The sequence below is a fragment of the Pseudomonas sp. KH_050 genome, assembly GCF_057838875.1.
In genome coordinates this window covers 4,868,483-4,881,550 of the sequence record NZ_CM174478.1, presented here as the reverse complement: position 1 = coordinate 4,881,550, position 13,068 = coordinate 4,868,483, and the positions used below count along the sequence as shown (strand labels likewise).

Below are 13,068 nucleotides of genomic sequence, written 5' to 3'. Positions count from 1 at the left end.
CAAAATATTCGTCAGACCGTCAACCGATCGTCCCGAAAATCCCGCAGTGCCTGCTCGATCTCTTCCCGGCTGTTCATCACGAACGGCCCGTACTGCACGATCGGCTCGCCCAGCGGCTTGCCGGCGATCAACAGCACCTTTGCCCCGGACTGGCTACTCAACCGCAGTTCACCCTCATCGGATAAACGAATCAGCTTATCGACACCGACGCTCTGGACTTGCCCCGGCAGTTCCACCCGGCCTTCATAGACATACAGCAAGATACGATGCCCTTGCGGCAGGCGAGGGCTGATGCTGCTGTCCGCCGGCAGATGGAAATCGAAGTAATGCGGCTCGGTGTCCGGGCGCTCGACTGCCCCGGTTTGTTGAAGCTGTCCGTCATCGAACTGACCGGCGATCACCACGACCTCGACGCCGTTTGCAGTGGTCACCCGCGGAATGTCTGCCGATTGAATGTCCCGATAATTGGCGGTGTCGAGTTTGTGTTTGCCCGGCAGGTTCAGCCATAGCTGGAAACCGCGCATCAGCCCTTCCTTCTGCTCGGGCATCTCACTGTGAATAATGCCCTTGGCCGCGGTCATCCATTGCACACCGCCGCTTTCCAGCAGCCCGACATTGCCCAGATGATCTTCGTGGCGCATGCGGCCTTCGAGCATGTAGGTCACGGTTTCGAAACCGCGGTGGGGGTGCGGCGGGAAGCCGGCGATGTAGTCGTCAGGGTTCTCGGAACCAAATTCATCGAGCATCAGGAACGGATCGAAACGCTCGACACCCTGGCCACCAAACATCCGGGTCAGTTTTACCCCGGCACCGTCGGAGGCCGGTTGGCCGGTATGAATACTCAGTACTTTGCGAAATCGAGTCATCAGTGCAACTCCTGATCAAGGGGAATGGCGACATGCTATTCCAGTAGGATTGATCTATGGTTGCGAGTTTTGCGGGTTTGTTATCAGTTTATTCGATGTTTTTGCGAGGCGTGGGGGCAAAAAGATCGCAGCCTGCGGCAGCTCCTACACGGAAAACCTGCGTACATCCTGTAGGAGCCGGCGAAGCCTGCGATCTTTTGATCTTCACTCACGATGCATGAGAGAGATCGTGTTCATTGATCAGAAATGGAACTTCACCAACAAACTCGCGGTATTCTGATCGGTGTCGAAGAACCGGGTATCCTTGATCCCGTACTTGTTCTTCCAGTAGTCGTATTCGATACCGACATACAACTGCTTCTCGCCCACGTTGAGCGCCTTGCCAAGGTCGTATTTGATCTGCGGGTTGATGTGCAGGTTGGCGTGGTAGGTGCCTTTGTCGTTCTGGTCGTTGTCGACCACCCAGTCAATGAAACCGTCGATGAGGATGTCCGATTTGCCGACAGGGATGGTGTAGGCCCAGACCGGCGTGATCTGCCAGACGTTGTCGCCAGCACGCGAACCTTCGGTATGGCGGTTATAGAAGTTCAGCTGGAAGTAGTCGAAACCGGGGATCGCCAGGTCGAAGCCCGGGCCGATCAGGTAGGACTCGGTGTCGCCTTCGCCAAACTCGTAGGTCATGGCCAGCAGCACGTCCTTGATCGGGCCGAACTCGAGTTTCTGGTCGAAGATCTTGCCGAACGACAGCCGCGGCTGGACCTCGCCGTAGTAGGTGTTCGGGCCGGCGAAGCTGTCCTTCTTGCCGTTGTAGAAAATCTTGTCGATGAACATGAAGTTATCGCCGTATTTCCAGGCATCGGCGTGTTCGAAGGTCACGGTCTGTTGAATTTCTGGATTGACCTCGAAATTCTGGCCATACAGGTAGGTCAGGCTATTGTTCTGCCAGAACAGCAGATCGCCGGCCATCGCCTGGCCCCCCGCCAACAAGGATCCGGCAAGCATCAGGCTGGTGCACGTACGTTTCATTCGGTTGCTCCCAAAGTAGGTTGTTCCACGTTTTTTTTTGAACCGGCGCTCTGGTGTGGCGCCTTTTTTCGTTCTGTAAAAATCATCCGTTCGGTCAGCTTTATTGCTGCTGACAAGAGCTGGGCCAAGGTAAAAAAAACCAAAAAACTCCCGCTCGGCTGCCTGGAAGCAGTCGATTGAGAGTTGATCTGGAGGCCTGTGGACTAACCAGCGCCGGGATAAGTTGGCTTTCTGGTCAGGTTTTAAATCTGGAGTTTTTTTTAGAGCAGATTCGGGCGGCCGCGGAGAATACTGGCTCCCGCGCCATGGCTCAAGTGCCCCGTAACAGAGCGCTTGCAGCAGCATTGGGGGACCATTGCGGGCCATTTAGAAATGCACCTTGAGTAACAGGCTGGCGGTGTTCTGATTGGTGTCCAGGTTCGAGCTGCTCTGGATACCGTATTTGTTCTTCCAGTAGCTGTATTCGGCACCGACGTAGACTTGTTTCTCGCGCCAGTTCAGGGCTTTGCCCAGGTCATATTTGATCTGCGGGTTGATGTGCAGGTTGGCGTGGTAGGTGCCGCGTGAGTTCTGGTCGTTATCCACCACCCAGTCCAGATAGCCGTCGATCAGCAGGTTCGAGCGGCCGACGGGAATGCTGTAGGACCAGGACGGGGTGATTTGCCAGACGCCGTCGCCGGGGCGCGGGCCCTCGGTCTGACGCCGGTAGAAATTCAGGTTGAAGTAGTTGAAACCAGGCACAGCGAGGTCGAAACCGGGGCCGATCAAATAGGCCTCGCTTTCACCTTCGCCGTACTCGTAGGTCATGGCCAGCAGCACGTCCTTGATCGGACCGTAGGTGAATTTTCGCTCGAGGATCTTGCCGAACGAGAAGCGCGGGCTGAACTCGCCGTAAAAGGCGTGGGGGCCTTTGACGCGGTCTTCGTCACCGTTGTAGAAAATCTTGTCAACGAACAGGAAAGTGTCGCCGTACTTCCATCGGTCAGCGTGCTCGAAGGTCACGGTCTGCTGGATCGACGGATTGATCTTGAAATTCTGGCCATACAGATAGCTCAGGCTGTTGGTCTGCCAGAGCAGCAAGTCGCCGGCCATGGCTTGGGTGGCCGCCAGCAGTCCGCTGCTCAAGAACAGGCTTGAGTAGGTGAGTTTCATCGTGTTGCTCCCTGATTATTCTTATTGTCGAGGCGCAGGCAGCCGCTGACTGCGACCGGGCTTGCAGCCGGTCTGCCTGTCATGCGTGGAGTGTTTGAGGTGGTCAAAACCGGGCGGCCAGGCCGCCCGTTGATGATCAGTGCGGGTGAGCGTGTCGTGGTGTGTCGGCGACTCGTTCAGCACCCCCCAGAATGTTGAACAACAGGTTCAGCGAGAGGGCGCTGAGGGTCGCCATGGCGATACCGCTGTGGGTAATCGGACTCATCCACAGGGGCAGGTGGGCAAAGAACTCCGGGCGAACTACCGGAATCAGGCCCATGCCGATGCTGACCGCCACCAGCAATTGGTTGCGACGGTCGGCGATGTCGGCCTCCTGGAGAATCTTGATCCCGGTGGCGGCGACCATGCCAAACATCGCAATAGCCGCGCCGCCGAGCACTGCCGAGGGAATCGACGCCACCAGAAAAGCCGCTTTGGGCAGCAGGCTGAGCACGATCAGCAAGCCGCCGGCGACTATGGTCACCGAGCGGCAACGCACGCCGGTCATCTGCACCAGGCCAATGTTCTGGGCGAAGGAGGAATGGGTGAACGTATTGAAGAACCCGGCGAAGAACGAAGCGCCAGCGTCGCACAGCAAACCACGACGCAACATCCCTGGGGTGACTTCCTGGCCGGTGATTTTGCCCAGGGCCAGGAACATCCCGGTGGACTCGACGAAGATGATCACCACCACCAGGCACATTGACAGAATCGGTGCCAGGTGGAACTGCGGCATGCCGAAGTGCAGCGGCGTGACGATCTGCAACCAGGGCGCCTGCGCCATGCCGCTGAGGTCGACCATGCCGATGAGACCGCAGAGGATGTAGCCCAGTGCCATGCCGATCAGCACCGAGATATTCACCCAGAAACCGCGCATGAAGCGATGGACCAGCAGGATGGTCGCCAGCACCAGTGCGGCGATCCCCAGGTAGATCGGTGAGCCGAACTCTGCGGCGCTATTGCCGCCGCCGGCCCAGTTCACTGCGACGGGGAACAGCGACAAGCCGATCGAGGTGATCACCGTACCGGTCACCAGTGGCGGGAAAAAACGCACCACCCGGGACATGAATGGCGCGATGAGCATCCCGAAAAAGCCGGCGGCGATGGTCGCGCCGAAGATCCCGGGCATTCCGATCCCTGGCATGCCGGCCATGGCCACCATGCTGCCGACTGCAGCGAAACTGGCGCCCATCATCACCGGCATGCGAATGCCCATGGGACCGATGCCCAGCGATTGCACCACGGTGGCGATCCCGGCCACCAGCAGGTCGGCATTGATCAGGAAGGCGATTTCTTCGCGACTCAGGCCCGCGGCCTGCCCGATAATCAGCGGCACCGCGATGGCTCCACCGTACATCAGCAGAACGTGTTGCAGGCCAACCAGGATCAGTTGCAAAAGGGGCAAGCGTTGAATGGCGGGTGCGTCGGGGATGCGGGCTGCGGATAGCTCGGACATGCAACACCTCGGATCTTTTTTATTCTTGTGGTTTAACAGCTGTGTGCTTGCGAACAGCGTTTTTGAATCTGTCAGGCCAGCACCAACCCCTGTGGCGAGGGAGCTTGCTCCCGCTCGGCTGCGCAGCAGTCGTAAAACCGGCAAACGTTATCTGTCTGATGTAACTCGGTTGCAGGTTTTGGGGCCGCTGCGCGACCCAGCGGGAGCAAGCTCCCTCGCCACAAAAAGCCCGATACCACCGGGCTGCGGTGTTGCTTAGTTGGTCGGGGCTCCCTGAACAATCCAGGCGCCGATCAGGTCGCGTTCCTGCTGGGTCATCTGGGTGATGTTGCCCAGTGGCATGATCTGCGTGGCGACGGCCTGTGCCTGAATCCGCGCGGCCTGTTGCTGGATCTGTTGCGGGGTATCGAACATCACGCCACCCGGTGCAGTGCTGAACAACGGGCTGGTGGGTTTGGCCGAGTGGCACACTGCGCAGCGTTCCTGAATCACGCTGTGAACCTTGTCGAAGTCCGGGGTGGCAGGCTTGGCGGCAGCGGCTTGCGCTGGTGCCGCAGCAGGTGCTGGCGCTGGAGTCGCGTCAGGCTTGGCACCGCTGATCGCGGTTTCCGGAATCGGCTGGTACTCGATTTTCACCGCTGTCTTGGCCACTTCAGGGGCGCTGGACATCTGCGCCGGGCCGGTCACGTAGGCCAGGCAGATCATGCCCAGTGCCGCCACCGGCAAGGTCCAGGCGAATTGATGGCTGTTGTGACGGGTGTTGAAGTAGTGTCGGACCAACACGGCCAGCACCGCGATCCCGGCCAGGATCAGCCAGTTGTATTGGCTGCCGTAGGTGCTCGGGAAATGGTTGCTGATCATGATGAACAGCACCGGCAAGGTGAAGTAGTTGTTGTGCCGTGAACGCAACAGACCTTTGGCCGGCAGCGCCGGATCGGGCGTGCGGTTCTCGGCGATGGCCGCTACCAGTGCGCGTTGTGCCGGCATGATGATGCGGAACACGTTACCGACCATGATGGTGCCGATGATGGCGCCAACGTGCAGGTACGCACCGCGACCGCTGAACACTTTGCTGAAGCCATAAGCCGCACCGATAATCAGCACGAACAGGATCAGGCCGAGCAGGGCAGGGCGTTTGCCCAGGGCCGAGTCGCAAAGGAAGGAGTAGATGAACCAGCCGGCGAACAACGAAGTGATGCCCAGGGCCACGCCTTCAGGTCCGCTCAGACTGCTGCCGGGGGCCAGCAGGTACAATGTCGGGTTGGCGTAGAACACCACGCACATCAGCGCGATCCCGGACATCCAGGTGAAATAGGCTTCCCATTTGAACCAGTGCAGGTTGTCCGGCATGGTCGGCGGGGCCAGTTTGTATTTTTCCAGGTGGTAGATACCGCCACCGTGGATCGCCCACAAGTCGCCGGCCAGACCGTCTTTCGGGTTGACCCGATTGAGGTTGTTTTCCAGCCAGACAAAGTAGAACGAAGCGCCGATCCAGGCGACGCCAGTGATCATATGAACCCAGCGGATGCTCAGGTTCAGCCATTCCAACAGATGTGCTTCCACAGTCTTTACCTCTCGCCTGTCACTCTGTAGTCGAGTGATCAGACCTTCTCTTATTGGTGGGGGGCAAGGATCAACCGCTCATCCTCTTTGAAAAAATGCTCATCGCAGTTATTGCCTGTGCCACTGCGATCAACCACCAGGAAGTCATCCCGCTTTTCGATCGTCAGCACCGGGTGGTGCCAGACGCCGCGATGGTAATTAATGCCCTGCCTGCCGTTGGTGACGAAGGCACGGACCAAACCTGATACAGGTACATCGCCAAGTGGCGCGACCACGATCAGAAAGGGATTGCCGAGCAGCGGTATGAACGCCTGGCTGCCCAGCGGATGGCGCTCCAGCATGCAGACGGTCAGCGGCATGTCCTGCGCATCGGCGCGGAAGATGCTGATGATCGCCTTGTCCTCTGGCATGGCGGTTTCCACCGTCGCCAGTTTGTGGAAGCGCATGGTCGAACCGTTGTTGATCATGAAGTGATCGCTGCCATCGGTTTCGATCACGTCACCGAAAGGGGCGAAGGCTTCTTTGGTCAAGGGTTCAATCATCAATGTGCGCATGCTGGTCTTCTTAATCGTTGAAATTCGTTTTCGGTTCACCGCATCTCCGCGTCTTGCGCGGTTCCCTGTAGGAGCCTGCGATCTTTTGATTTTTAAAATCAAAAGATCGCAGCCTGCGGCAGCTCCTGCACGGGATGTGTGTCGGTCGTTACTTAGCGACCTTGCCCAACACCCGCAGGCGACTCACACCACCGTCCGGGAACACGTTCAGACGGATGTGGGTAATCGGGCCCAACGCCTTGATCTGCTCGGCAAAGCTATGTTCGGCGTGCATTTCCAGTTTTTGCGCCGGTAGCAGTTCGCGCCAGAACAGCGATTGGGTTTCGATCTGGCTGTCGGTGCCGCCCTTGACGAACGCGCCCTGGATCGAGCAGGTGTCCGGGTAGTTACCCTTGAAGTGCAGGGTGTCGACTATGACTTTCTCGATCACACCCGGATGGCCCAAGGCTACGATCACCCAGTCATTACCAGGCGTACGACGACGGGCAGTTTCCCAGCCGTCGCCCATGTTGATACCACGACCTGGATTGAGAATGTTGCTCATGCGCCCGAAATGTTCATCGGAGCAGGCCAGGGCGCGACCGCCATTCAGCGCAGCTGCCAGATCCACCTGTTCGTTGTCGCCGACCGCCGACCAGTCGCGGAACGGAATGCCGTACACACGCAGACGCGCTACGCCGCCATCCGGGTAGATGTTGAAGCGCAGGTGGCTGAAGGCCTGGTCGTTATTGATCTCGTGGAAGTGATGGCTATTGCCTTGCAGCTCGACAGCCGACAGCACTTCGACCCACTGAGTGTCTTCAGTCGGTTCGCCTTGCGCCAGGAAGCAGGCTTCCAGTGAGGCGGACGGCGGGAAGTTGCCGGTGAAGAATGAAGTGTCGATGTCCACACCTTTGATCGAGCCTGGCACGCCCAGGCGGATTACCGCGCTGTCGTAACCTTCGAAGCGCTTGCGGCGCGACTCCCAGCCATCCATCCACTTGCCGTTGTCATCGAACACGCCCTCCTTCCACACTGCCGGAGTCGGCTGGAACAGCCGATTGGCATCGGCAAACCAGTCATCGGTCACCGAAATGATCTTGGTGCCCAGACGGGCATCGGCCAGGTTGACGAACTTCTCGAAAGGTACGGCGTAAGCTTTCATTCTTCTTGTCTGCCTTTAATAAAGTGGCTTGGGATGCTTGCAAGGCCCCGTGAAACCTCAGCTTTCTTGAGGTTTCACAGGGTCAGGTCGCTATAGGGTCAATAATCGGAACAACGCGATCTTGTTGATCTGCGCCAGCGCGCACTTGAACTCAGTGTCGACCGGGTTGTGGATGCGCGTTTCGAACGCTGCGAGGATCTGATGCCGATCGCTGCCTTTTACCGCCATGATGAAGGGAAACGCGAACTTGGCTTTGTAGGCCTCGTTCAGCTCGGTGAAGCGCTGGAACTCATCGATCGAGCATTGGTGAATACCCGCGCCAGACTGTTCTTCAGTGCTGGCTGCGGTAAGCTGGCCCTGGACGGCAGCTTTGCCGGCCAGGTCCGGGTGAGCGTTGATCAGTGCCAGCTGGCTGGCGTGATCGGCGCTCAACAGGATATCGCTCATGCGCTGGTGCAGGGTTTCGATCTGGTCGATCGATGCGTCCTGGCCCAGGTCGAAAGCCTTTTCGGCCACCCATGGCGAATGTTCGTAGATATCGGCGAAGGCCTCGACGAACGCCTCACGGCTCAGGGTCGACGGCTTCAGGGTTTGGAAGTGGCTCATTTCGCAGCCCCTTGGTACGGGTGGGTTTCATGCCAATGGCGGGCAATATCGACCCGACGGCTGAACCAGACCTGTTCGTGGCTTTTAGCGTATTCGATAAAGCGCTTCAGGGCGGCCAGACGCGCCGGACGGCCGATCAACCGGCAGTGCAGGCCGATGGAAAGCATCTTCGGCGCGTCGGCACCTTCTGCGTAGAGCACGTCGAAGGCGTCTTTCAAGTAGTGGAAGAAATCGTCGCCCGTGTTGAAACCCTGGACTTGAGTGAACCGCATGTCATTGGTGTCCAGGGTATAGGGGATCACCAGGTGCGGCTTGCCGGTCGGATTGTTCGGTTCCCAGTAGGGCAGGTCGTCGTCGTAGGTGTCGCAGTCGTAGAGGAAACCACCTTCCTCCATCACCAGCCGACGGGTGTTCGGCCCGGTGCGGCCGGTGTACCAGCCCAGCGGGCGCTCGCCGCTGATTTCGGTGAGGATGCGGATCGCTTCGAGCATGTGCTCGCGTTCCTGCGCTTCGTCCATGTATTGGTAGTCGATCCACCGATAGCCGTGGCTGCAGATCTCATGGCCGGCCTCGACCATGGCACGGATCACGTCCGGATGGCGCTGGGCGGCCATGGCCACGGCGAAGATGGTCAGCGGGATGTCGAATTCCTTGAACAGCTTGAGGATCCGCCATACGCCGGCACGGCTGCCATACTCATACAGCGATTCCATGCTCATGTTGCGTTCGCCCTGCAGCGGCTGCGCCGAAACCATTTCCGAGAGGAACGCCTCCGACTCTTTGTCGCCGTGCAGGATATTGCGCTCACCGCCTTCTTCGTAATTGAGCACGAAGGACAGGGCGATGCGGGCATTGCCCGGCCAGTGTGGGTGAGGAGGGTTACTGCCGTAACCGATCAGGTCGCGTGGGTAGTCAGCGCTCACTGCAGTCTTCCTTCTTGTTCGTGGTGTCTTGTTCATGACAAGGATGGTGGGACGGCCTGAAGAGGGTGATACAGGCTTGCGTCACAACGATGGATTGATTGTATACAACTTTATCATCGTTTTGTAAGCCTGAATTTTCGCAATTTTCACAAATTGTCATCTTGGCTTGGTATTGCAAAAAACCTGCCTGATTGGTCAGCTAATGAATCAAAGGCTGGCTGTTCTCAAGGCGTGGCTGCAAATTCACTCCAATCCGGTTGCGGTAAGACTAAACGAGGAAATGTGATTTTTATTGTGTACAATTTTTTTGAAAAATGTCTTAATCAATCGCTCGCCGTACCTTTTCGTGCTCCGAAACGGTGCGGTCTCCTTTTTAACTGACTCCGGGAGGCGCGAGGCCTGGCTGCTTGATCGCAGGCAGGCGCGCAGAATCAATGGGACGTTTGACTACACACGTTTTGGATGCCGCACACGGTTGCCCTGGCAGCTCGATCAAGGTTGAGTTGTACCGGGTTGAAGGCACGCAGCTGGAACTGGTCGCCAGCGCGCTGACCAATAGCGATGGCCGCTGCGATGCGCCGCTGCTGCAGGGTGATGACTACCGTTCCGGGGTCTATCAACTGCAGTTCCACGCGGGTGATTACTACCGCGCCCGCGGCGTACAGCTGCCAGAGCCGGCCTTTCTCGATGTGGTGGTGCTGCGCTTTGGCATCAGCGCCGAGCAGGATCACTATCACGTGCCCCTGCTGATTTCGCCTTACAGCTATTCGACCTACAGAGGAAGCTAGGACTCTCCCACGAATCTGCGCAAAAGCTTCTTCGGTCTTTGGCCCGCTCACACTGCGGGCTTTTTTTCGTCCGTCGAAAAGATCAAAAGATCGCAGGCTACGCCAGCTCCTACGCCGATGGAGTACACCCGCAATGTGTCGGGTGTACACAAACCTCCTCCGGAGCTGCCGCAGGCTGCGATCTTTTGATCTTGCTCCCGGGCAATATCCAGAACCGCCAAAGATCGCAGGTACACCCGCAATGTGTCGGGTGTACACAAACCTCCGTAGGAGCTGGCGCAGGCTGCGATCTTTTGATCTTGCTTTACCTTACCGGCTCAGCAGAGAGGCCGCCCCCGCGCCACTGAATAACCCGGCACTGATCCGGTTGAACCAGCTCTGGCCCTTGCCGCTGCGCAGATAGCGCGCGGCACCATGGGCACCGAGGCCGTAGGTCAGCTTGCAGAGCAGATCAAGTACGGTCCAGGTGGCGATCATGATCAGCAGTTGCGGCAGGAATGGCTGCTCGGCGCTGAGAAACTGCGGCAGAAACGCGGCAAAAAACAGAATATCTTTCGGGTTGCTCGCACCCAGCACAAAGGCGCGCCCGAACAATGCGCGAAAGCGCGGTACCGCTGCAGCCTGCGGAACTTCAGTGGCGTGAGCCGGTTGCCGCGATTGTTGCCAGCTCTGCCAGGCGAGGTAGAAAAGGTATACGGCGCCAACGATTTTCAGTGCGCTGAACAGCTGTTCCGAGGCCAGCAACAAGGCGCCCAGGCCCAAGGCCGAGGCGCTCAGCAGGCAGATCGAGGCAACCACCCCACCCAGAAACGCCGGGTAGGAACGACGTACCCCGTAGTTCAAGCTGTTGCTGATCATCAACAAAGACAGTGGCCCCGGGATCAGGATCACTACCAGCGCCGCGCCGCTGAACAGCAGCCAGGTTTCCAGACTCATCTCTTTTCTCCATGTGTGCAAAAGCCCCACCCGACGGGGTGAGGCTGGGTGAAACAGTGTCGTTTACAAGAAAATGAACTTGGCGATAAAGATCGCACAGAGTACCCACAGGCTGATGGAGATTTCCTTGTGTTTGCCAGTGCCGGCCTTCAGTACCACGTAGGTGATAAAGCCCAGTGCGATACCATCGGCGACCGAAAAGGTCAGTGGCATCATGATCGCGGTCACGATTGCCGGAATGCTGTCAGTGGCGTCATCCCATTCAATGTGCTTCATGCCGCCCATCATCAACATCGCGACATAGATCAACGCGCCGGCCGTTGCATAAGCGGGAATCATGCCAGCCAGTGGCGCGAAAAACATCGCGGCAATGAACAGTACGCCGACAGTGACCGCCGTCAGACCGGTTCGGCCGCCGGCGGCCACACCAGCGGCACTTTCTACGTAGCTGGTAACCGGCGGTACGCCAACCACGGCGCCGAAGACGCTGGAAGCGCTGTCGGCTTTCAGGGCGCGGGAAAGGTTTTCGATCTTGCCGTCAGCGTTTACCAGGCCGGCCCGTTGCGCGACGCCCATCAGGGTGCCGGCGGTGTCGAACATGTGCACAAAGAGGAATGCCAGTACCACGCTGATCATGCTGACGTTGAACACGCCGGCGATGTCCATGGCCATCCAGGTCGGCGCCAGGCTTGGCGGTGCCGACATAAGGCCGCTGTAGTGCACCAGGCCCAAACCCCAGCCTGCCAGTGTCACGGCGATGATGCTGATCAGGATCGCGCCGAACACCCGGTGATAGCTGAGCACGGCAATCATCAGAAAACAGACGGCCGCGAGCAGCGGGCCAGGCTCGCGCAGGGAGCCGAGTTTGATCAAGGTGGCCGGGCTGTCGACAACGATCCCGGCGGTTTTCAAGCCGATGAGTCCGAGGAACAATCCGACCCCCGCGCCCATGGCGTAACGCAAGCTCACTGGAATGCTGTTGAGCAGCCACTCGCGAATCCGTGAAAAGGTCAGGAACATAAACAGCACGCCGGAAATGAACACCGCACCGAGGGCGGTTTCCCAGTTGTAGCCCATGGTGCCGACCACGGTGTAGGTGAAGAACGCGTTCAAGCCCATGCCGGGTGCCAGGCCCACTGGCCAGTTGGCGTACAGGCCCATCAGCAGGCAGCCCAGCGCCGCGGCGATACAGGTCGCGACGAAGGCGGCGCCATGGTCGATCCCGGCATCCGCCATGATGTTCGGGTTGACGAAGATGATGTAGGCCATGGTGATGAAGGTTGTCAGACCGGCAATCAGCTCGGTCTTCACCGTGGTGCCGTGCAAGCTGAGTTTGAAGAGTCGTTCGAGCCAACCATTGTTCAACGGCGGCGAGAGATCCAGCGTAGGGGCTTCAGTTTTGCGGCTTTCCACAGCGAGTACTCCTCAAGAGTTTTATTGTTTTTTCCAGAGCCGGACCCATGAGGGTGGCAGCGGCTCTTTGAGGCATGTAAGGCTTGCGGGCTTTTGTTGACCTTTAGGTCAGGAACTCGCACGAAACGAATTATGCTTTTGTATACAAAAAAAGCAAATAATGTTTTTGGTTTTGTGTGCGAAAAGGACGAAAGGACGGATATATGGGAGGGCGGATCCCGTAGCGGCTGGCGAAGCCTGCGCTCGGGCGCGAAGCGGCCGCAATCCGGCTAACGCGCTCATTCAGGAAAATCGCAGTGTCGGGTTTTGCGGCCGCTACGCGCCCGAACGTAGCCTTCGGCAACTGCTACGAAAAGCGCGAAGACGAGCCGGCATTGCGCGAAGCGCTGGCCGCGGAGGCCCGAGCCTTGGGCGTGCCGTGCGAGGCCAGCCAGGAGTTGGTGGTCAGTGGGTCCCAGCAGACCCTCGACTTGACCGCCAAGTTGTACATCGACAAAGGTACCGAGATCATGTTTGGCTGCGGTGGTACGACAGGCGCAGGCTGCCAAGGCGGCTTGAAAACAAATAAACCGGCGAATGTGCCGGTTTATTTTTGTTCGGGA

At 58.4% G+C, this 13,068-nt stretch carries 12 protein-coding genes and 1 pseudogene; 2 read left to right on the top strand and 11 right to left on the bottom strand.

Translation table 11 applies throughout. The features are described 5' to 3' along the window. Nucleotides 1-11: 11 nt before the first annotated feature. The 9 genes from AC3IUA_RS22145 to puuE all read right to left on the bottom strand — a co-directional run bounded on the left by AC3IUA_RS22145 (nt 12) and on the right by puuE (nt 9,329). Entirely contained in the window at nt 12-866 is an 855-nt protein-coding gene (locus AC3IUA_RS22145; protein ID WP_489357030.1) for a pirin family protein, read from the bottom strand. Nucleotides 867-1,106: 240 nt separating this feature from the next. Further along, nucleotides 1,107-1,892, bottom strand: coding sequence for an outer membrane protein OmpK (locus AC3IUA_RS22140; protein WP_489357029.1), 786 nt, complete (start codon nt 1,890-1,892; stop codon nt 1,107-1,109). 366 nt (nt 1,893-2,258) lie between these two features. After that, a complete protein-coding gene (locus AC3IUA_RS22135) occupies nt 2,259-3,044 on the bottom strand; it encodes an outer membrane protein OmpK (RefSeq protein WP_489357028.1) in 786 nt (261 codons plus the stop codon). A 136-nt stretch (nt 3,045-3,180) separates the two neighbouring features. Next, complete coding sequence (locus AC3IUA_RS22130; RefSeq protein ID WP_489357027.1) at nt 3,181-4,539, bottom strand: nucleobase:cation symporter-2 family protein; 1,359 nt, start codon at nt 4,537-4,539, stop codon at nt 3,181-3,183. A 255-nt stretch (nt 4,540-4,794) separates the two neighbouring features. Next, a complete protein-coding gene (locus tag AC3IUA_RS22125; protein ID WP_489357026.1) occupies nt 4,795-6,102 on the bottom strand; it encodes a urate hydroxylase PuuD in 1,308 nt (435 codons plus the stop codon). Between the two features lie 50 nt (nt 6,103-6,152). Then, nucleotides 6,153-6,656, bottom strand: coding sequence for an ureidoglycolate lyase (locus AC3IUA_RS22120; RefSeq protein ID WP_489362432.1), 504 nt, complete (start codon nt 6,654-6,656; stop codon nt 6,153-6,155). Between the two features lie 148 nt (nt 6,657-6,804). Next, nucleotides 6,805-7,800 carry an allantoicase gene (gene alc, locus AC3IUA_RS22115; RefSeq protein WP_150640231.1) on the bottom strand — a complete coding sequence of 332 codons (996 nt, stop codon included), beginning with the start codon at nt 7,798-7,800 and terminating at the stop codon, nt 6,805-6,807. A gap of 90 nt (nt 7,801-7,890) precedes the next feature. Beyond that, nucleotides 7,891-8,406, bottom strand: a complete 516-nt coding sequence (gene uraD / locus AC3IUA_RS22110; RefSeq protein ID WP_489357025.1) for a 2-oxo-4-hydroxy-4-carboxy-5-ureidoimidazoline decarboxylase — start codon at nt 8,404-8,406, stop codon at nt 7,891-7,893. Further along, nucleotides 8,403-9,329: an allantoinase PuuE gene (gene puuE / locus AC3IUA_RS22105; protein ID WP_489357024.1), complete on the bottom strand. Its 927-nt coding sequence runs from the start codon at nt 9,327-9,329 to the stop codon at nt 8,403-8,405. Before puuE ends, uraD begins: the two co-directional genes overlap by 4 nt. A 434-nt stretch (nt 9,330-9,763) precedes the next feature. On the opposite strand from puuE, the gene uraH reads away from it, so the two are divergent. Next, nucleotides 9,764-10,117, top strand: coding sequence for a hydroxyisourate hydrolase (gene uraH, locus AC3IUA_RS22100; RefSeq protein ID WP_489357023.1), 354 nt, complete (start codon nt 9,764-9,766; stop codon nt 10,115-10,117). 309 nt (nt 10,118-10,426) lie between these two features. Here uraH and AC3IUA_RS22095 read toward each other — a convergent pair whose 3' ends face one another. Next, complete coding sequence (locus tag AC3IUA_RS22095) at nt 10,427-11,053, bottom strand: LysE family translocator (protein WP_489357022.1); 627 nt, start codon at nt 11,051-11,053, stop codon at nt 10,427-10,429. Between the two features lie 63 nt (nt 11,054-11,116). Beyond that, nucleotides 11,117-12,466 carry an NCS2 family permease gene (locus AC3IUA_RS22090; RefSeq protein ID WP_489357021.1) on the bottom strand — a complete coding sequence of 450 codons (1,350 nt, stop codon included), beginning with the start codon at nt 12,464-12,466 and terminating at the stop codon, nt 11,117-11,119. 347 nt (nt 12,467-12,813) lie between these two features. Here AC3IUA_RS22090 and AC3IUA_RS22085 point away from each other — a divergent pair. Then, nucleotides 12,814-12,978 (top strand): annotated as a pseudogene (locus AC3IUA_RS22085) (PLP-dependent aminotransferase family protein); the annotation flags it as partial. Nucleotides 12,979-13,068: the final 90 nt, after the last annotated feature.